This window comes from Hydrogenophaga sp. L310, assembly GCF_055703065.1.
In genome coordinates this window covers 96,913-115,060 of record NZ_JBVPZA010000005.1, presented here as the reverse complement: position 1 = coordinate 115,060, position 18,148 = coordinate 96,913, and the positions used below count along the sequence as shown (strand labels likewise).

Here is an 18,148-nt window from a genome sequence, read left to right as displayed (position 1 = left end):
GCGATCAGGCCTCCGCACGCAGCGCCGCAAAGCGCTGCAGGTGGTGGTCGGTGCTGCCCAACAGGTTGCAAAAGAGCGTGAGGCGGCGAAAGTAATGGCCGATGTCCAGCTCATCGGTCATGCCCACGCCGCCGTGCAGCTGCACCGCTTGCTGCGCCACATACCGTGCGCGTTCGCCGATGGCCGACTTGGCCGCCGACACGGCACGCGAGCGGGTGGCCGCATCAGCATGATCGGCATGCAGGGCCGCCATCAGCACCAGGGAGCGGCTGGCCTCGACCGCGGCGAACATGTCGACCAGCCGGTGCTGGATGACCTGGAAGCTGGCAATCGGCACGTCAAATTGTTTGCGCGTGCTGACGTATTCGCCAGTTTTGCGCAACAGCGCGCCCATGGCACCCAGGGCGTCGGCGCAGGCGGCAACAATGCCAAGATCAACCAGGTGCTCAAGCAGCCCCAGGCCCTCGCCTTCCGTGCCCAGCAGTGCGTCGGCCCCGAGCACGACCTGTTCGAGTATCAGATCACCGGCGCGACTGCCGTCGTAGGACCGGTAGCCCGCCACCTGCACGCCCGGCGTTTTGGCACTCACTAGAAACAGGCTGATGCCCTGGCGCTCGTCCGCTGCGCCCGAGGTTCTGGCGACGACCACGAAGCCATCGGCCCAAGGGGCGCCCAGCACGCCGCTCTTGCGACCCGACAGCAGCCAGCCACCGTCCTTGGCCGTGGCACGCGTGATCACATAGCTGAGTTCATGACGGGCATCGGCCTCGCCGTGCGCCAATGCGAGTATCCGCTGGCCGGACGCGAGCCCGGGCAGCCAGGCCGCCTGCTGCGCAGCACTGCCCGCGCGCGTCAGCGCCTGCGCGCCCAGCACCGTGCTGGCCAGGTAGGGCTCGACCACCAGCGCAGCCCCCATCGCCTCGGCGATCTGGATCAACTCGACCACGCCGCCAAAGCCGCCATGCGCCTCGGGCAGCCCGAGCCCAAGCCAGCCGAATTCGCCGAATCGCTGCCAGTGCTCCCGGCTCATGCCGGACGCTGACGCAACGATCTGGTTGCGGGCATCGAAACGGTATTCGGTGCGCAGAAATTTCTGTGCCGCGTCGCGCAGCATCTTTTGTTCTTCGGAGAGATCAAAGTTCATGACGATCCTTAGCGCGTGCCGCCGGCCAGCAGCATCTTGGCCAATACATTCTTTTGCACCTCGTCGCTGCCGCCGTAAATCGTGGCAGCGCGCGAGAAACAGTAGTGCGGCATTGCATGGGCATGGCGTCCGCTGCCAAACTCGCCGCCGTCATGCCAGGGCCAGGCTTGCTCGGCGGCGATCTCGACGCCCAACTCGGCCAAGGTCTGTTGCACCGCAGTGCCCATGGTCTTGAGCAGCGAGGATTCCGGCCCCGGCGCCTTGCCCGAGGCGGTGGCGGCCAGCACGCGGAAGTTGGTGTATTCGAGCGCCATCAGTTCGATCTCGGCGCGCGCCAGCTTGAGCCGCATCGCCGCGTCCTCCATCAGCGGTTGGCCACCCGAGCGGCGCTCGGCGGCGGCCACGCGCAGGTTGGACAGGTGCGCCTTGCAGTCGGCCACGCCGGCAATGCTGGTGCGCTCGTGTGTGAGCAGGTACTTGGCAATGTCCCAGCCCTGACCTTCGCGACCCACCAGATTACTCTTGGGCACGCGCACATCGGTCAGAAAAACCTGGTTCAGGTGGTGTTCGCCGTCGATCGATACAATAGGTTTGACATCGATGCCGGGGCGGTCCATCTCGATCAACAGGAAGGAAATGCCCTCTTGCTTTTTGCCGCTGTTGGCGGTGCGCACCAGGCAGAACATGTGCGTGGCCCAGTGCGCGTAGGTGGTCCAGATCTTGGAGCCGTTGATGACGTAATCATCGCCATCGGCCACGGCCGTGGTCTTCAGGCTGGCCAGGTCGGAGCCGGCGCCGGGCTCGGAATAGCCCTGGCACCACCAGTCCTCGCAGCGGCGGATGCGCGGCAGGTACTGCGCCTTTTGCTCTGGCGTGCCGAAGGCAATCAGCACCGGTCCGAGCATGATGACGCCCATCGACAGCCCCACCGGCGCGCTGGCCGCCGCGCGCTCCAGGTCGAAAATGTAGCGCTGCGTCGGCGTCCAGCCCGGCCCTCCATGCTCCTTGGGCCAGCCGGTGACCAGCCAGCCCTGGCCATCGAGTCGGCGCTGCCATTGAACGATGTCGTTCTTCTGCAGCATCTCTCCGGTGACGGCCTTGCGCTTGAGATCGGACGGTGTGTGGGCTTTGAACCAGGTGCGAACCTCTTGCTGGAACGCCATGTCTTCCGGGCTGAAATCGATGTCCATCGTGGGCCTTTCTGCGTTCGGCTTGCGCTTTAGATCGAGATGCCGCCGCCGCAGATCAGCGTCTGTCCGCTGACGTAGTTCGACTCGGGAATGCACAGCAGGTAGACCGACCCGGCTGCCTCCTCGGGCGTGCCGCCGCGACCCAACGGAATGGTGCGCTCCATCATTTCCAGCAGCTCGGGGTTGACGCCGACCTTGATCTTGCGACCCTCGACGTCGATGGAGGCATCGCCACTGGCTGGTGCCTCGGTCAGCCGCGTCTTGATCATGCCAAAAGCAACGGCGTTGACGTTCACCTTGTAGCGACCCCACTCCTTGGACAGCGCCTTGGTCAGACCAATGATGCCGGCCTTGCCCGCCGAGTAGTTGGCCTGACCGGCGTTGCCACCGGTGCCGGCGATGGACGAAATGTTGACCACCTTGCGAAACACCTCCTGCCCCGCTTCGGCTTCCTTGCGCGAGGCGACGCGGATGAACTCCGAAGCAGCGCGCAAAATCTTGAACGGCGCGGTCAGATGCACGTCGATGATCGCGTTCCATTGCTCGTCCGTCATCTTCTGAACCACGTTGTCCCAGGTGTAGCCGGCGTTGTTGATGATGATGTCCAGGCCGCCGAAGCCGTCGATTGCGGTCTTGACGAACTTTTCAGCGAAGCCGTCGGCAGTGACGCTGCCGGCACAAGCCAGCGCCATGCCGCCAGCGGCCTTGATGTCGGCCACGGTCTGCTCGGCCGGGCCGGCGTCCAGGTCATTGACGACCACCTTGGCGCCTTCGCGGGCGAGTTTCATGGCGATGGCGCGGCCGATGCCGCGACCCGATCCGGAGACGATGGCAACTTTGCCTTCAAGTGTTTTCATGGTGTGTCCTTGCTTGTGATTAAAAGGAAATAAATAAAAAGTCGGGCCGCCAAACGGAGGCCTCAGTTCAAGGCAACCAGTGCCTCGCCGGCCAGCGTGATTTCGCCTGTCGCCTTCGTCGCGCTGATTTGAACGCGCACGCAGGGCCGACCTGCATGCTCAATCTTTTCAAGCACCTTGCCCGTGCAGCGTATGCGGTCGCCGAGGTGGGTCATGGCCGCGAAGCGAACGCCATAGCTGAGGAGCTGGCGCTGCGGCACCCATTCGGTGAGCGCACGCCCGAGGTAGGCCATCGACAACATACCCTGCGCGAACACATCCTTCATACCCGCGCTGCGGGCGAAGTCGATGTCGATGTGGATCGGGTTGTGGTCACCCGACGCACCGGCGAACAGTGCCAGTGTGGTGCGGCTGATCGGTGGCAATTCCAGTACAGGCATTTCGTCACCAACATCCAGGATTTTTACTTGAGTGTTCATGAATAGTCCTTCAGGCGTGGCGCACGACGACCACCGAATGCAGGTCAGAGACATGCTCGCCGAGCTGATTGGTGACTTTCGTGTCGTTGACGACAAACTCGAGCGCGCCGCCCTTCTTGTCGTAGATGTCGGTGACGCGGGTCTGGAAGCGCAGCGTGTCGCCAGCGCACACCGGGGCGTGGTAGTCAATGCGTTGCTCGCCGTGCAAGACCTTGCGCAAGTCGATCTTGAGCGTGTCGAGCAACGTCATCAACACCCCCGAATCGCTCTCGGCGCCAAAGATGAAGGTCGGTGGTGCCACGACGTTGCGGTAGCCAGCGGCCTGGGCGGCGCTCGCGTCGAAGTAGATCGGGTCGGTGGCACCGATCACCTCGGCGAAAAAGCGGATGCGCCCCTTCTCCACATCCCACAGCGTGGGCGGCACCTCGTAACCGATGAATTGCTTGTCAATCATGGGACTCCAGCTTCTGGTTTGCTGCGCCTGCGCTCAGCCGGCTTGGTAAAGCGTGACGACGCAAGCGCCGCCCAGCCCGAGGTTGTGCTGCAAGGCCACACGCGCACCCTTGACCTGGCGTTGCTCCGCCGTGCCGCGCAGTTGATGGGTCAGCTCGAAACATTGCGCCAGGCCGGTCGCGCCCAGCGGATGACCTTTCGACAACAGGCCGCCCGACGGGTTGGTCACCACCTTGCCGCCATAGGTGTTGTCGCCATCGAGCACGAACTTCTCCGCGCCGCCCTCCGGGCACAGGCCCAACGCCTCGTAGGTGATCAGTTCGTTCTGCGCGAAGCAGTCGTGCAGCTCAACCACGTTCACGTCCTGCGGCCCGATGCCGGCCTGCTTGTAGACCTTTTGCGCCGCATCGCGCGCCATGTCGAAGCCGACCACGCGCATCATGTCGTGCGACTCGAAGGTGCTGGGGAAATCGGTCGTCATTGCCTGGGCGGTAATCGACACGCGGGTGTCGAGCCCATGCTTTTTGGCGAAGGCTTCGGAGCAAATCACCGCAGCAGCGGCGCCGCAGGTCGGCGGGCAAGCCATCAGGCGGGTCATCACGCCCTCCCACAGCATCGGTGCGTTCATCACGTCATCGACCGAGACCTCCTTGCGAAACAGCGCCAGCGGGTTGTTGGCGGCATGGCGGCTGGCCTTGGCGCGAATGCTGGCAAAGGTCGCCAGTTGGGTGCCGTACTTGTCCATGTGCGCCTTGCCGGCACCGCCGAAGTAGCGAATGGCCAGCGGGATTTCCGGATGACCCACAAGCTCGGCGGTGGCCCGGTCAAACTCCTCGAACGGTGTCGGCCGGTCCTCGAACTGGGCCTTGATGGCTCCGGCGGCCATCTGCTCGAAGCCCAGGGCCAGCACGCACTCGGCGGCACCGCTTTCGACCGCCTGGCGCGCCAGGAACAGCGCCGACGAGCCGGTGGAGCAATTGTTGTTGACGTTGACGATGGGGATGCCACTCATGCCCACCGGGTAGAGCGCCCGCTGGCCGCAGGTGGAATCGCCATACACATAGCCCACATAGGCTTGCTGGATCATGGGGTATTCGACGCGCGCATCGGCCATGGCCTGGCGCACCGCCTTTTCTCCCATCACGTGATAGGGCTCGCTGGCGCCCGGTTTGGTGAACGGGATCATGCCCACACCGGCAACAATAACTTTCTGGTTCATCGCACTGACTCCTTGGGTTGAAATGTTTCGATCGAAACGTTTTGGACTCGGACACCGGGAGGCCGACGGCCTCAGCCGCCCTTGTCCGCGTTGGCATACTCGGTTTTGAGGTCCTTCTTGAGGATCTTGTTGGCCGCACTGATTGGCAGCGAGCTTCGGAAGTGAATCCGCTTCGGCGCCTCGAAGCCGGGCAGGCGGCCACGACAGAACTCGAAGATGACCGTATGTTTTTCTCCGGTTGCCTTCACCGCGCGGCGCAAGTTGTCGCCCACGTTTTGGCGGCGCAGCAGGTTCATCCCGCGTTCGTGGGTCAAGGCTGTTTCCTTAGGTCGAAGCGTCGTTTGTCACTGATGAAGGGTCGCGCCGCGAGCGGCGTGATCCGATAGGTGTCACGGGTGAATGCGGCACGGGTGACCACCTGCTTGAGCAACAGGTCGGCCCCCGCCAATGAATCCGCACCGATTCCGCCTCCCATGGCCGAAGTCTCCAGATCTCTGGCACTTCAGGTGAGCGCCTGCAACGAATCCTACCTAACGCTTGACAGTTTGGCAATCCCTCATTAAATTCGCGCAAACCCAAAGAGACCTCGTCCCCGCAGCTTGGGCGCGCGCCGTGACACCTTGACCCGCAGCCCACGCATTGATAGGCACCCTTTATGTCCACGCCTCGCAGTTTTGCCCTCTCCGCCGACGACCGTGCCGTGCTCGAAGCCGCCGACAAGTTCGCGCGCAAGGAATTCGTGCCACTCGCGCGCCGCATGGACGACGAGGAGTGGTGGCCGTCTGATGTCTTTCAGAGAATTGGAGCGGCTGGCTTCATGGGGGCCACCGTGCCTGCCGAGCATGGTGGCGCGGGCATGGACCTGTTCAGCTCGGGCCTGATCTGCCAGGCCTTTGCGCGCTGGAACCCCGCCATCGCCTTGTCCTGGGCGGCGCACGACAACCTGTGCGTCAACAACATCTACCGCAACGCCAACGAGGCGCAGCGCCGCCAATACCTGCCCGATCTGTGCAACGGCACAAAAATCGGCGCGCTCGGCCTGACCGAACCCGGCGCCGGCTCGGATGCGCTGGGCGCGATGCGCACTAGCGCGCGCCGCGAGGGCGACCACTACATCCTCAACGGCACCAAGATCTACATCACCAACGGCCCGGTGGCCGACGTGCTGCTGGTTTACGCCAAGACCGCGCCGGAGTTGGGTGCCAAGGGCATTTCGGCCTTCATCGTCGAGAAGAATTTTCCCGGCTTCAAGGTGGCTCAAAAGCTCATCAAGATGGGTTTTCGCGGCAGCCAGACCGGCGAGCTGGTGTTCGACAACTGCCGCGTGCCGGCAGCCAACCTGGTGGGCAAGGAAAACGAAGGCGTCAAAATCGTCATGAGCGGGCTCGATCTGGAGCGCGCGCTGGTGGCTGGCTTGTGCGTGGGCATCTGCGAACGTGCGCTCGAATTGAGCGTCGAGTACGCCAGGACGCGCGTGCAGTTCGGCAAACCCATCGGCAGCTTCCAGATGGTGCAGGCCATGCTGGCCGAGATGTACACCGAGATCGAAGCCATGAAAACCCTGGTCTGGCGCACCCTGGCCGAGGTCAATGATCTGGAAGTGGGCGGCGGTGGCCGCGGCGATGCGCACAAGCTCACCGCAGCGTCCATCCTCTACGCCGGCGAAGCCTGCAACCGGGTGCTCAACAAGGCCGTGCAAGTGCATGGCGGTAGCGGCTACATCTGGGAGTCCGAGATCAACCGCCTGTTCCGTTGCATCAAGATCCTCGAGATCGGTGCAGGCACATCCGAGGTGCGCAAGATGATCATTGCCGAAGAACTCCTGCGCGGTTGATTCCCAAACCCGCATGGCAAGCGCAGCTGACCCCCACATAAGCAAGGATGCCTTGAAGATGCAACCCCCGTTGACCATCCGCTTTGAACAACGTGGTGCCGTGGCGTGGATCACGCTGAACCGGCCCGATGCGATGAATGCCCTGTCGGAGACAATGTGCGCCGAATTGCGCGATGTGACCGAACGTTGCGAGCGTGACCCTGCCATCCGCGTCATCGTGCTGACCGGTGCAGGCCGAGCCTTCTGCGCCGGCGCCGATCTCAAAGGCGTGTTCGAGAGCAGCGCTGGCGACCCCGGCCCGAGCGACCCGATGGGTGAGTTTCTCGATCTCGTCGGCGGCATGATGGATCGGCTGCGCGTGTGCCCCAAACCCACCATCGCCGCGCTGAATGGCCTGACGATGGCCGGCGGACTGGAGCTGGCCATGGCCTGCGACCTCATCATCGCCGCCGAAAGTGCCCGCATCGGCGATGCGCATGCCAACTTCGGCGTGTTTCCGGGCGCGGGCGGCGCGGCGATCCTGCCACGGCGCATCGGCGCCACCGCCGCCAAATACCTGCTGTTCACCGGCGACACCATGCCCGCACGCGAACTGGTTCCGTTGGGCCTGGTGAATCGCGTGGTGCCGGATGCCGAGCTGGTGTCCGAGGTCGAAAAAATCGCCTTGCGCATCGCCAGCAAGAGCCCGTTGGTGCTGCGCCGCATGAAACAGGTCGTGGCCGACGGGCTGGAACAGCCACAGGCTTCGGCACTGCGGCTGGAGCGACTGGTGCTCGACGCGCACCGCCATTCGCACGACATACAAGAGGGCCTCGCGGCTTTCGTCGGCAAGCGCACGCCCGATTTCAAGGGCTACTGATTTCACACCGCCTCTTCTTCTGAATGGACGCATTACCATGACCAACCCGCAAGCCGCCGTTTACATAGTCGGCGTCGGCATGACGCCGACCGGCAAGTTTCTTGACCGCGATATCAAGCAACTGACCGCCGCTGCCGTGAACGCCGCGCTGGCCGATGCCGGACTGTCCGTCAGCGACATCCAGTCGGCATACTTTTCCAACGCAACACAGGGCGCACTCGAAGGCCAGACCATGATCCGCGGCCAGATTGCGTTGCGTTCGATGGGCTTCGAGTCCATCCCGATTTTCAACATCGAGAACGCCTGCGCCAGTGCCAGTTCGGCTTTCAACCTGGCGGTGCAGTATGTGCGCTCGGGGGCAGGAGAGATAGCGCTGGCCATTGGTGCCGAGAAAATGTTTTGCGCCGACAAAGCCAAAATGTTCAGCGTTTTCGACGGTGCCTGGGACGTAGCCACGGTCGAGGATAACAAACGCAGGCTGCTGCAAATGGGGCACGGTATTGAGCCACCGGAAGGGTCCATGTCCAAGGCGCCCTACAGCCTGTTCATGGACATCTACGCTGCCTTTGCTCGCTTTCACATGCGCGAGTTCGGCACCACGCAGCGACAAATTGCCGCCGTGTCCGCCAAGAACCACGGCCATTCGGTGCACAACCCGCTGGCGCAATACCGCAACGCCTACACCATTGAAGAGGTGCTGGCCGCGCCGCCGATCACCTACCCATTGACGCTCCCGATGTGCGCACCCATCAGCGACGGGGCTGCTGCGGTCGTCGTGTGTTCCGAAGCAGCATTGGCGCGTTTGGCCAACCGCGGGCGCGCCATCAAGGTGCTGGCATCAATCATTGCCACCGGCAGCAACCGCCTCCCTGAAAACCTGGATCAACACATCACCGTCAAGGCATCCAAACAAGCCTACGAACTCGCTGGCGTCGGCCCGCAAGACATTTCGCTGGCCGAAGTCCACGATGCCACGGCCATTGGCGAAATCGTACAGAGTGAGAACCTTGGCTTCTGTGCGTTCGGCGAAGGCGGGCCGCTCGCCGAGAGCGGCGGCACCACGATTGGCGGACGCATCCCGATCAACACCTCGGGTGGACTGGAGTCCAAAGGGCACCCGATCGGCGCCACCGGGCTGGGTCAGCTGCATGAACTGGTCGTGCAGTTGCGCGGCGAAGCGGGAGCTCGCCAGGTGCAAGGGGCCCGCCTTGCCATCGCAGAAAACGGTGGGGGCCTGTTCGGAATTGAAGAAGCCGTGGCCGCCATCACCATCCTCGGTCGCTGAAGGACAAAAATGATTCTGCATGACAAGGTGGCCATCATCACAGGTGGTGCTTCAGGCTTGGGGCGCGCGGTGGCTGATGCGCTCGCCGCAGGCGGCGCACGGGTGTCATTGTTCGACCGCGACAGCGAGCGTGGTGTACAGGCAGCCACCGAACTGGGTTCTGCCGCCATGTTCGAGCAGGTAGATGTCACCAGTGAGTCACAGGTGCAGGCGGGCATCGACGCAACCCTGGCCCGTTTTGGCGCCATTCACATTTGCATCAACTGCGCTGGCGTGCCCGACGCAGCCAAGACCGTGGCCGATGGAAAACCCTTTCCCCTGGCACTGTGGGACAAGGTGATTGCCGTCAACCTGACCGGCACGTTCAACGTGCTGCGCCTGGCCGCCGTGGCGATGGCGCGCAATGAGCCTGAGGGTGATGAGCGCGGCGTCATCATCAACCTGTCGTCCGGTGCCGCACAGGACGGCCAGATGGGACAGGCGGCCTACGCCGCCAGCAAGGCCGGGGTGATCGGCCTCACGCTGCCAGTGGCACGGGACCTGGCCGATCTGGGGATCCGCTGCGTAGCGGTTGCGCCTGGCTTGTTCGAAACGCCAATGGTCGCGGGCCTGCCAAAGAAAGTAGCGCAGGCCATTGTTGACCGCATGATTCTGTTCCCCCGCCGCATGGGCCAAGCCAGCGAGCTGGCCCACCTGGTGCGCTCCATCGTCGAGAACCCTTACATCAACGCCACCTGTCTCCACATTGATGCCGGCGCACGCATGAGCTCACGCTGAACGAAATCAACACCACACAAAGAACACAATCATGAACTTTCTCCCGACCGAAGAGCAACGCATGGCCGTCGAAGGCTTCACTCGCTTCCTCGAAACCGAGCTGCGACCCATCGTTGAACGCTACCAGCCCGACAAGCTGATCGAAAAAGAGCTGATGCTGGAGATATTTCAAAAGATGCTGCCCTACGGCATGGGCGGCAACGGCATCATTGCCGAGGAACATGGCGGCATGGGCATGCCCTGGCTCACCTATGCACTGATGTACGAGCAACTCGCGCGCATTTCCGGCGACGTGGCCATCTCGCTGCTGATCCAGCAGCTCGGCGCTTACTCGCTACAGGAGTGCTCCAACACCACCATGCGCGAAAAATACCTGCCGCGCATGGTCCGCGCCGAGATCATCGCATGCAGCGGCATCAGCGAGCCCGGCGTCGGATCCAACGTGGCTGAAGTCACCTGCCGCGCCCAGCGCGATGGTGACCACTACATTGTCACCGGGGAGAAAACCTGGATATCCAACGGCCACTACTCCGACTTTTGCATGGTCATCGTGCGCACCTCACAAGAAGGTTCGGGCGCCATCTCGATGATCCTGGTGGACCGCGCCGAACACGGCTACGAAAGCCGCAACATCGACAAGCTGGGGCTCAACAGCACGTCAACCGCACAACTGTTCTTCGACGGCGCTCGCGTACCGGCCGAGAACATGATGATTGAACCCGGCACCGGTCTGAAGAACACCATGGTGCTGTTCGAGAAGGCGCGTCCCATGGTCGGCATGACTTCGATCGGTATCGCCCAGGCGGCACTCGACAAGGCGGTGGCCTATTCGAAGGAACGCCGCCAGCATGGCAAGCCGATCGGTGGTCATCAATTGATCCAGGGCATGCTGGCCGAGGCGGCCACCGAACTCGACGCCGCGCGATTGCTGGTCTACCGCGCGTTCAACCTGATCGACCATGGCGTGCGCAGCGAGGTGCAAAGCGCCATGGCCAAGTGGTACGCGACCGAGATGGCGGTCAACGTCGCGTCGAAAGCATTGCAGATTCATGGCGGCAACGGCATCACCAAAGACTTCGGCGTTGAACTGTTGTTCAGAAACGCCCGCATGATGCCGATTCCCGACGGCACCACCGAAATCCAGAAACTCATCATTGGCCGCGCCCTGACCGGTATCAACGCCTTCTCCTAACCCATGACCTCTAACTCCTTGAATAGCCCGTCCAGCGAGGCTTCGGTGCTGCAGGCGCGGGACATCACCTTGCGCTTTGGCGGTGTCACCGCGCTGGCCGAGGTCGCCATCGATGTGCGTGACAACGAGCTGCTGGCCATCATTGGACCCAACGGCGCAGGCAAGAGCTCGCTGATGAATGTGCTCAGCGGCTTTTACCTGCCGCAACAAGGCAGCGTGCACTACCGTGGTCAAGACATCAAAGGCCGCGCGGTGCATGAGATCGCGCGCGATGGTGTGGTGCGCACTTTTCAGGGCACCCATTTGTTCTCCAACATGAGCGTGATCGACAACATCCTGGTCGGCCGCTACAGCCAGATGCGATCAAATCTGGCGCAGGCATTTCTCTACTTTCCCTGGACCCAGCGTGAAGAAACGCTGCACCGGGAAGCAGTCGAGGAAATCATCGACTTCCTTGAAATTGAGAATATCCGCCACCAGCCGGTAGGCGCACTCGGCTACGGTCTTCGCAAGCGCGTTGACCTGGGCCGTGCGTTGGCGATGAAACCCAAGGTTCTGTTAATGGATGAACCCATGGCCGGCATGAACACCGAAGAAAAAGAAGATCTGGCCCGTTTCATCATAGACGTGCGCGAGGCCAAGCGCATCCCGGTTGTGCTGGTGGAGCACGACATGGGGGTGGTCATGGATCTGGCAGACCGCGTGGCGGTGCTCGACTTTGGCCGCAAGATCGCCGACGGCACGCCAGCACAAGTGCAGGCCGACCCGGCCGTGATCCAGGCCTACTTGGGAGCTGCGGCATGAGTGCGACACACCCCACCCCGGAAGTCGTCATGACCCTGCCGCAGAAGTTGTTCGCCCACGCCCGGGAACATCCCCAGGTGCTGGCGCAGCGCGTCAAGCGCAAAGGTATGTGGCGCTGCCATACATGGGCCGACGTGTTTGATCGAACGCGCAGCATTGCGCTTGGCGCGGCGGCACAGGGCCTGCAGCGCGGCGAAACCGTGATCGTGATCGGCGAGAACGAACCCGAGCATTACTGGGCGCTGTTTGCGGCCCAGTCACTGGGCGCCAAAATCGTGTCGGTCTACCCGGATGCCACCGTCGACGAATTGCATTACCTGTGCGAGGATTCAAAGGCCCGTTTCATCTTCGCGCAGGATCAGGAGCAGGTTGACAAGGCGCTCGCGCTGCTGGAGCGACTGCCTGATATCCAGGGCATCGCCTACTGGGACAACTCGGGCATGTGGTCGTACCGGCATCCGCTGCTGCAATCCTTTGATGACCTGACCGCTGAAGGTCGGCGTCAGCACGAGAAGCACCCGCTGCGCTTCGAACGTGAAGTCAACGCCGGCCAGGCGGACGATCTGGCGCTACTGACCTACACCTCCGGCACCACCAGCAAGCCCAAGGGCGTGATGATCAGCCACCGTTGGCTGATGGACAACGCGGTTCGGATGAGGAGCGCGTTGCCGCTGCAAGCCGGCATGGAATATTTGTCTTACACGCCGCTGGCCTGGATCACCGAGCAGTTGCTGGGTGTGACCCTCGGGCTGATCACCCCCCTGGTGGTCAACTTCCCGGAGGGCCCCGACCAGGTCTTGCCGAACTTGCGCGAACTCGCGCCACACATCGTGCTGTTCGGCCCGCGCCAATGGGAGAACATCGCCGCCACCATCGAGGCGCGCATGCTCGCCGCGAGCTGGATGGCGCGCGGCATCTACCGCTGGGGCATCCGCATCGGCCACGACGTGCATGTGGCGCGGCTCGAAGGGCGCACGGCACCGTGGCTGTCGCGCCTGCTGCTGCCGGTGGCCGAAGCGCTGGCCCTGCGTCCGGTGCGCGATCAGTTCGGCTTTGTTCGCAGCGACGTCGCGGTTTCAGGCGGCACCGCCATGGCGCCCGACGTGTTTCGTTTGTTTCACTCCATGGGCGTCCATTTGCGCAATATTTATGGCTGCTCGGAGTTTGGTCTGATTGCTGGCCACCGCGGCGAGCGCTACGACCTCGAAACCGTGGGCCCGCTGCTGGATGTGGACCCAGCCTTCGGCGCACCGCTGGAATCGCGCATCGAGGACAACGGCGAGCTGCTGCTGCGCGGCGGTACCGGCTTTCTCGGCTACTGGGGCAAGCCCGACAAGACCGCCAGCATCCAGCGCGACGGCTGGTACGTCAGCGGTGACGCAGTGCGCAAGACCGAGCGCGGAGAACTCGTGTACCTCGACCGCGTGGAACACCTGGTCAAACTCGCCAGCGGTCACTCGTATCCCCCGCAGTTCATCGAGACGCGGTTGCGCTTTTCGCCCTTCATCAAGGACGTGATGGTGCTGGGCGACGCCACCCGGCCCTGGGTTGGCGCGCTGATCAACATCGACATGGCGGTGACCAGCCGCTGGGCCGAGGAGCGGCGCATCGCATTCTCCACCTTCACCGACCTGTCGCAACGGCCCGAGGTGCGGCAACTGGTGCAGGGCGAAATCCGCCGCATCAACAAACTGCTGCCAGAAAGCTCGCGGGTGGTGCGTTTCGCCAATTTTCCGAAGGAGCTCGATCCCGACGAAGGCGAACTCACCCGCACGCGCAAGCTGCGCCGAGAGTTTCTCGAGGTGCGCTATGGAGCGCTGATTGACGGACTGTATGCAGGTGTCGCCGACATTGCCTGCGAAATAGCCGTGACCTACCAGGACGGCCGCCAAGGCGCGTTGCGCGCAACCGTGGTGGCCACCGACATTGAAGGAACACACACCCCATGATCATCGAATTCATCAACTACACCATCAACGGCGCGCTGCTCGGCCTGCTGTATTCGCTGGTGGCAATGGGCTTTGTCGTCATCTACCGCGCCAGCAAGGTCTTCAACATGGCGATCGGCGAGATGATCGTGCTGGGCGCCTTCCTGCTGTGGTGGGCGATCCAGTCGCGCGGCATGCATCCGGCGCTGGGCATCGCCGTTGCACTGGGCATTTCGGTGCTGATCGGGCTGGCGATTGAACGCCTGTTGTTCAGGCGGCTGATTGGCGAGTCGGTGTTCTCGATGATCATGGTCACCATCGGGTTGCTGATCCTGATGCGCGGACTGGTGCTGGTGATCTGGGGCCCGCAGGAGCGCCAGTTCCCCGCCATCTTTCCCCTCACGCCCATCATCCTGGGCGAGATGATCATCCCGCGCTCGCTTGCCATCGGTGGCCTCATCGCGGTGGTGGCGGCTGTGGCGCTGCACTGGTTCTTCAACCGCAGCCGCACCGGACTGGCGATGTCGGCGGTGGCCGAGGACCACCAGATCGCTCTGGCCATGGGCATTAGCGTGCGCCGCTCCATCGCCTTCGCCTGGGCGCTAGGCGGTGTGCTGTCGGTCATCACTTCGATGGTCTACCTGAGCGGCAAGTCGCTGACATTCCTGTCCTCCGAAATCGGCTTCGCCGCCCTGCCGGTGGCCCTGCTGGCAGGGCTCGAATCCATCGGCGGCCTGCTGCTGGCGGGCATCATCGTCGGGGTCGTGCAGGGACTGACCGCCGCCTACATCGACCCGCTGATCGGTGGCAGTGCCGCTGCCGTCGTCCCCTATATCTTCATGCTGGTGGTGCTGGTTGTTCGTCCGACCGGCATGTTCGGCTGGAAACGCATTGAAAGAGTCTGACCCATGGATCCATCCGGCATTTTTTCCACCAGCTATGCGCGCGACCGCGCGCTGATCCGCACGCGCGCCCAGTGGGTCACCCTGGCGCTGTTCATTGTCATTCTGCTGATCCTCCCCTGGTTCGCCTCGGAGCGTCTGGTAGCCGTAGCCAACCTGATGCTGGTCACGTCCATCGTGGTGGTCGGGCTGCAAATCACCACCGGCTACGCCGGGCAGATCAACCTGGGCCAGGCTGCCTTCATGGGGGTCGGTGCCTACGCCGCCAGTGTGGTCGAGGTCAAGGCCGGGCTGCCGTTCTGGGTGGCGGTGCCGGTTGCCGGCCTGGTGGCTGCGCTGGCCGGTTGGCTGTTCGGCATGACAGCGAAACGCATCAAGGGTTTCTACCTCGCCCTGACCACCATCGCGGCCCAGTTCATCTTCCACTTCGTTGTCCTGAACCTGCCCTCATCCTGGCTCGGCGGCGTCAATGGTTTCAGCCTGGAGCCTGCGAGGCTGGGCACATTTTTGTTCAACACCGACCGTTCTCTGTATTACCTGTTTCTTGTCGTCACCATGGTGATGGTATTCGGCGCTTTCGGCATCCTGCGCAGCCGCCACGGGCGCGCCTTCGTCGCCGTGCGCGACGACGATGTGGCCGCCGGTATGATGGGCATCGACGTGGCCGGCGCCAAGTCGCGCGCCTTTGTGCTCGGCGCTTTTTACGCTGGCATCGGCGGTGCCCTGTGGGCCTACCAGGTGCGCTTCGTCTCGGTCGACCAGTTCACGCTGTTCAACTCGATCTGGTTCATTGCCATGATGATCGTCGGCGGGCTCGGTTCGATCGTCGGGGCACTGATCGGCACCGTGCTCATCCGGGGCGTCCAAGAAGTCATCACCAGTCTGGGCCCCGACCTGGTCGAGCGAATTCCCAGCCTGAGCAGCGACCTGATCTTCGCCAGCATGAATGTGTTTCTCGGCCTCATCATCACGCTGTTCCTGCTGCTTGAACCGAAAGGCCTGATGCACCGCTGGAACATCCTGAAAGCCAACTACCGGCTCTGGCCGTTTCACCACTGAGCCCGCCCGGCACAGCGAGTCGCAATTCCCCCCGCCCCTTTTCCTCACCACCACCACAACTGGAGACAAGCATGCAACGAAAAACCTTTCTGAAACTCACGACCGCCCTGGCCACTGGCCTGCTGCTGAACGCGCCCGCCCACGCGCAAACGACGACGATCAACGTGGCCGCCTTTGCCGACTTCGCCGGCCCCTACGCCAACGTCATGCCACAGATGCAAGGCGGGCGACTCGCCGTGATCGAATGGTGGAACAAGGAAGTCGGCAGCAAACTCAACGTGCAGATCGTCGTCAAAACCTTCGACACCCGCTACGACGTGGCGCAAACCGCCAGCCTGTGGCCCGGCATCAAGGCCGAAGTCAAACCCGCGATCCTGCTCGGCCTCGGTGGCCCGGATGCCGCCGCGTTGCAGCAGCGCTTGCCGGAAGACAAGATTCCCATGGTCATGGCTACCGCCACCTACGGCTTCGGCTGGAAACCCAACCAATGGGCCCTGAACCTGCGCCCCACCTACGCCCACGAGGCGGGCGGATTCCTGGAATGGTTCCGCACCACCAAACTCGATGGCAAGCGCCCTGTCAAGGTTGCGATCATCACCTCCGAGGCCACCCCCGCTTATGCCGACATGGCCAAGGGCCTGCAAAGCTACACCAAGGCCAACCCGGACAAAGCCACCTTCGTCGAGGCGATCTGGACCGAAGTGCAACCGGCCGACCTGACCCTGGCGGTGCGTCGCCTGGTCAATGCTGGCACCGATGTGATCGTGATCCAGACCAACACCGCCCAGGCCGTGGCCACCAAACGTGCGCTGCAGGCGCTGGGCAAAAACGTCCCGATCATGCTCTCGCTGCACAACGGCGTGGTGGGATCATCCAAGGCACTGGGCGACCCGAATGGCTTCGCCGGTGATTTCGAAGTGGGCGCCATCGCCGATGCCAGCGAAGACGACACGACCGCACGCAAGTTCTACAGCATGTTGCAGGAAAAGCATGGCCTGAAATCGGGCTGGAATGCCATGACCATCATGGGCCTGGGCCAAAGCGTCGTGGCAGTGCGCGCGATTGAGGCCACGATCAAGGCCAAGGGTGCCGGCAAGGTCACTGGCGAAGCGGTGCGCGAGACCTTGATGAACAGCCAGTTCACCAGCAACGACCTGATGGGCATACTGCCAGGCGTGGACTTCAGCAACGACACCCCCTTTCCCACCGGCACCGCCAAGGTCAACATCGCGACCATGAAGGACGGCAAGGTCGTTCGGGCGGCGGGCGATGTGGCCGTCCCAATGGTGCCCAAATGGTGAATTCAGCCCTTGCTGCAGCACCGGATCAACGGACCACGCCCGATGCGGCCGCCAATCCGGCGGTGCTGACGCTGTCCAACGTCGAGGTGCTGTATGCCGAGGTGATCCTGGCGCTCAAGGGCGTGTCGATGCAGGTCCCCGAAGGCGGATGTGTGGCGCTGCTGGGCGCCAACGGCGCAGGCAAGAGCACCACCCTCAAGGCCATCTCCGGCGTCATTGACTCGGAAGATGGCCGCGTCTCAGGGGGGGTGATCACCTTCGACGGCCGACCGATTCAGGGGCACGACCCGGCGACCGTGGTGCGCGGTGGTCTGGTTCATGTGATGGAAGGCCGGCGCGTGCTGCAGCACATGACGGTCGAGCAAAACCTCATCATCGGCGGCCACATGTTTCCATCGGCGCAGGCGATGCGCCGGGCGATGGACAGCGTGTACGAAGCGATTCCGCGCCTGGCCGACCTGCGAAAACGCACGGCCGGTTATCTGTCGGGCGGCGAGCAGCAAATGCTGGTGATCGGGCGCGCGATCATGGCCGAGCCGAAACTCATGCTGATCGACGAGCCGTCACTCGGGCTGGCGCCGCGCATGGTCGAGGAAGTCTTCAGCGTGCTGCGCCACCTGCGTGAGCAGGGGCTGTCGCTGCTCATCGTCGAACAAAACACACGCGTGGCCCTGGAGATCGCCGACTATGGTTATGTCATGGAGAGCGGTCGCATCGTGCTGGAGGGGCTGGCCCAGGAACTCCGCGACAACGAGGATGTGCGCGAGTTTTATCTCGGCCTGGACCGCGAGGGGGTGCGCAAGAGTTTCCGAGAGGTCAAGCACTACAAGCGGCGCAAGCGCTGGCTGGGGTAACAAACGGCTGG

19 protein-coding genes are annotated in these 18,148 nt (G+C 63.1%); 11 read left to right on the top strand and 8 right to left on the bottom strand.

Annotated features, from left to right (window positions below; all coding sequences use genetic code 11):
• Positions 1–4 precede the first annotated feature (4 nt).
• The 8 genes from AC0GNO_RS10810 to AC0GNO_RS10775 form a co-directional block, all read right to left on the bottom strand.
• The gene (locus AC0GNO_RS10810) at positions 5–1,144 is read right to left on the bottom strand and encodes an acyl-CoA dehydrogenase family protein (protein ID WP_008905416.1); all 1,140 of its coding nucleotides are present in this window, start codon (positions 1,142–1,144) and stop codon (positions 5–7) included.
• Between the two features lie 8 nt (positions 1,145–1,152).
• Positions 1,153–2,334, bottom strand: coding sequence for an acyl-CoA dehydrogenase family protein (locus AC0GNO_RS10805; RefSeq protein WP_008905417.1), 1,182 nt, complete (start codon positions 2,332–2,334; stop codon positions 1,153–1,155).
• A gap of 29 nt (positions 2,335–2,363) precedes the next feature.
• Positions 2,364–3,191 carry an SDR family NAD(P)-dependent oxidoreductase gene (locus tag AC0GNO_RS10800; RefSeq protein WP_008905418.1) on the bottom strand — a complete coding sequence of 276 codons (828 nt, stop codon included), beginning with the start codon at positions 3,189–3,191 and terminating at the stop codon, positions 2,364–2,366.
• 62 nt (positions 3,192–3,253) lie between these two features.
• Positions 3,254–3,670 carry a MaoC family dehydratase gene (locus AC0GNO_RS10795; protein ID WP_008905419.1) on the bottom strand — a complete coding sequence of 139 codons (417 nt, stop codon included), beginning with the start codon at positions 3,668–3,670 and terminating at the stop codon, positions 3,254–3,256.
• 10 nt (positions 3,671–3,680) lie between these two features.
• Positions 3,681–4,124: a MaoC family dehydratase N-terminal domain-containing protein gene (locus AC0GNO_RS10790; RefSeq protein ID WP_008905420.1), complete on the bottom strand. Its 444-nt coding sequence runs from the start codon at positions 4,122–4,124 to the stop codon at positions 3,681–3,683.
• A gap of 33 nt (positions 4,125–4,157) precedes the next feature.
• Positions 4,158–5,342, bottom strand: a complete 1,185-nt coding sequence (locus AC0GNO_RS10785; RefSeq protein WP_008905421.1) for a lipid-transfer protein — start codon at positions 5,340–5,342, stop codon at positions 4,158–4,160.
• A gap of 71 nt (positions 5,343–5,413) precedes the next feature.
• Positions 5,414–5,656 (bottom strand): hypothetical protein, encoded by a 243-nt coding sequence (locus AC0GNO_RS10780; RefSeq protein WP_008905422.1) that lies wholly within the window; start codon positions 5,654–5,656, stop codon positions 5,414–5,416.
• Positions 5,653–5,817 (bottom strand): hypothetical protein, encoded by a 165-nt coding sequence (locus AC0GNO_RS10775; protein ID WP_008905423.1) that lies wholly within the window; start codon positions 5,815–5,817, stop codon positions 5,653–5,655. Before AC0GNO_RS10775 ends, AC0GNO_RS10780 begins: the two co-directional genes overlap by 4 nt.
• 180 nt (positions 5,818–5,997) lie before the next feature.
• Between AC0GNO_RS10775 and AC0GNO_RS10770 the strand changes: the two genes are divergently transcribed.
• The 11 genes from AC0GNO_RS10770 (at position 5,998) to AC0GNO_RS10720 (ending at position 18,137) form a co-directional block, all read left to right on the top strand.
• Entirely contained in the window at positions 5,998–7,176 is a 1,179-nt protein-coding gene (locus tag AC0GNO_RS10770; protein WP_008905424.1) for an acyl-CoA dehydrogenase family protein, read from the top strand.
• Positions 7,177–7,234: 58 nt separating this feature from the next.
• Positions 7,235–8,035, top strand: coding sequence for an enoyl-CoA hydratase/isomerase family protein (locus AC0GNO_RS10765; RefSeq protein WP_050813860.1), 801 nt, complete (start codon positions 7,235–7,237; stop codon positions 8,033–8,035).
• A gap of 37 nt (positions 8,036–8,072) precedes the next feature.
• Entirely contained in the window at positions 8,073–9,320 is a 1,248-nt protein-coding gene (locus AC0GNO_RS10760) for a thiolase family protein (RefSeq protein ID WP_008905426.1), read from the top strand.
• Positions 9,321–9,329: 9 nt separating this feature from the next.
• Positions 9,330–10,097 (top strand): SDR family NAD(P)-dependent oxidoreductase, encoded by a 768-nt coding sequence (locus tag AC0GNO_RS10755; RefSeq protein WP_008905427.1) that lies wholly within the window; start codon positions 9,330–9,332, stop codon positions 10,095–10,097.
• Positions 10,098–10,128: 31 nt separating this feature from the next.
• Complete coding sequence (locus tag AC0GNO_RS10750; protein ID WP_182118905.1) at positions 10,129–11,289, top strand: acyl-CoA dehydrogenase family protein; 1,161 nt, start codon at positions 10,129–10,131, stop codon at positions 11,287–11,289.
• A 69-nt stretch (positions 11,290–11,358) separates the two neighbouring features.
• A complete protein-coding gene (locus tag AC0GNO_RS10745; RefSeq protein ID WP_366935996.1) occupies positions 11,359–12,093 on the top strand; it encodes an ABC transporter ATP-binding protein in 735 nt (244 codons plus the stop codon).
• Entirely contained in the window at positions 12,090–14,042 is a 1,953-nt protein-coding gene (locus AC0GNO_RS10740) for an AMP-dependent synthetase/ligase (protein WP_139019383.1), read from the top strand. Before AC0GNO_RS10745 ends, AC0GNO_RS10740 begins: the two co-directional genes overlap by 4 nt.
• Complete coding sequence (locus tag AC0GNO_RS10735; RefSeq protein ID WP_008905431.1) at positions 14,039–14,926, top strand: branched-chain amino acid ABC transporter permease; 888 nt, start codon at positions 14,039–14,041, stop codon at positions 14,924–14,926. The genes AC0GNO_RS10740 and AC0GNO_RS10735 overlap by 4 nt, the downstream gene beginning before the upstream one ends.
• A 3-nt stretch (positions 14,927–14,929) precedes the next feature.
• The gene (locus AC0GNO_RS10730; protein WP_008905432.1) at positions 14,930–15,982 is read left to right on the top strand and encodes a branched-chain amino acid ABC transporter permease; all 1,053 of its coding nucleotides are present in this window, start codon (positions 14,930–14,932) and stop codon (positions 15,980–15,982) included.
• A 71-nt stretch (positions 15,983–16,053) separates the two neighbouring features.
• Positions 16,054–17,283, top strand: coding sequence for an ABC transporter substrate-binding protein (locus AC0GNO_RS10725; RefSeq protein WP_008905433.1), 1,230 nt, complete (start codon positions 16,054–16,056; stop codon positions 17,281–17,283).
• Complete coding sequence (locus AC0GNO_RS10720; protein WP_008905434.1) at positions 17,277–18,137, top strand: ABC transporter ATP-binding protein; 861 nt, start codon at positions 17,277–17,279, stop codon at positions 18,135–18,137. Before AC0GNO_RS10725 ends, AC0GNO_RS10720 begins: the two co-directional genes overlap by 7 nt.
• Positions 18,138–18,148: the final 11 nt, after the last annotated feature.

Coding starts and splice junctions, on each gene's coding strand:
- AC0GNO_RS10810 (WP_008905416.1), bottom strand. CDS start 1,144: ATGAACTTTGATCTCTCCGAAGAACAAAAGATGCTGCGCGACGCGGCA.
- AC0GNO_RS10805 (WP_008905417.1), bottom strand. CDS start 2,334: ATGGACATCGATTTCAGCCCGGAAGACATGGCGTTCCAGCAAGAGGTT.
- AC0GNO_RS10800 (WP_008905418.1), bottom strand. CDS start 3,191: ATGAAAACACTTGAAGGCAAAGTTGCCATCGTCTCCGGATCGGGTCGC.
- AC0GNO_RS10795 (WP_008905419.1), bottom strand. CDS start 3,670: ATGAACACTCAAGTAAAAATCCTGGATGTTGGTGACGAAATGCCTGTA.
- AC0GNO_RS10790 (WP_008905420.1), bottom strand. CDS start 4,124: ATGATTGACAAGCAATTCATCGGTTACGAGGTGCCGCCCACGCTGTGG.
- AC0GNO_RS10785 (WP_008905421.1), bottom strand. CDS start 5,342: ATGAACCAGAAAGTTATTGTTGCCGGTGTGGGCATGATCCCGTTCACC.
- AC0GNO_RS10775 (WP_008905423.1), bottom strand. CDS start 5,817: ATGGGAGGCGGAATCGGTGCGGATTCATTGGCGGGGGCCGACCTGTTG.
- AC0GNO_RS10770 (WP_008905424.1), top strand. CDS start 5,998: ATGTCCACGCCTCGCAGTTTTGCCCTCTCCGCCGACGACCGTGCCGTG.
- AC0GNO_RS10765 (WP_050813860.1), top strand. CDS start 7,235: ATGCAACCCCCGTTGACCATCCGCTTTGAACAACGTGGTGCCGTGGCG.
- AC0GNO_RS10760 (WP_008905426.1), top strand. CDS start 8,073: ATGACCAACCCGCAAGCCGCCGTTTACATAGTCGGCGTCGGCATGACG.
- AC0GNO_RS10755 (WP_008905427.1), top strand. CDS start 9,330: ATGATTCTGCATGACAAGGTGGCCATCATCACAGGTGGTGCTTCAGGC.
- AC0GNO_RS10750 (WP_182118905.1), top strand. CDS start 10,129: ATGAACTTTCTCCCGACCGAAGAGCAACGCATGGCCGTCGAAGGCTTC.
- AC0GNO_RS10740 (WP_139019383.1), top strand. CDS start 12,090: ATGAGTGCGACACACCCCACCCCGGAAGTCGTCATGACCCTGCCGCAG.
- AC0GNO_RS10735 (WP_008905431.1), top strand. CDS start 14,039: ATGATCATCGAATTCATCAACTACACCATCAACGGCGCGCTGCTCGGC.
- AC0GNO_RS10730 (WP_008905432.1), top strand. CDS start 14,930: ATGGATCCATCCGGCATTTTTTCCACCAGCTATGCGCGCGACCGCGCG.
- AC0GNO_RS10725 (WP_008905433.1), top strand. CDS start 16,054: ATGCAACGAAAAACCTTTCTGAAACTCACGACCGCCCTGGCCACTGGC.
- AC0GNO_RS10720 (WP_008905434.1), top strand. CDS start 17,277: ATGGTGAATTCAGCCCTTGCTGCAGCACCGGATCAACGGACCACGCCC.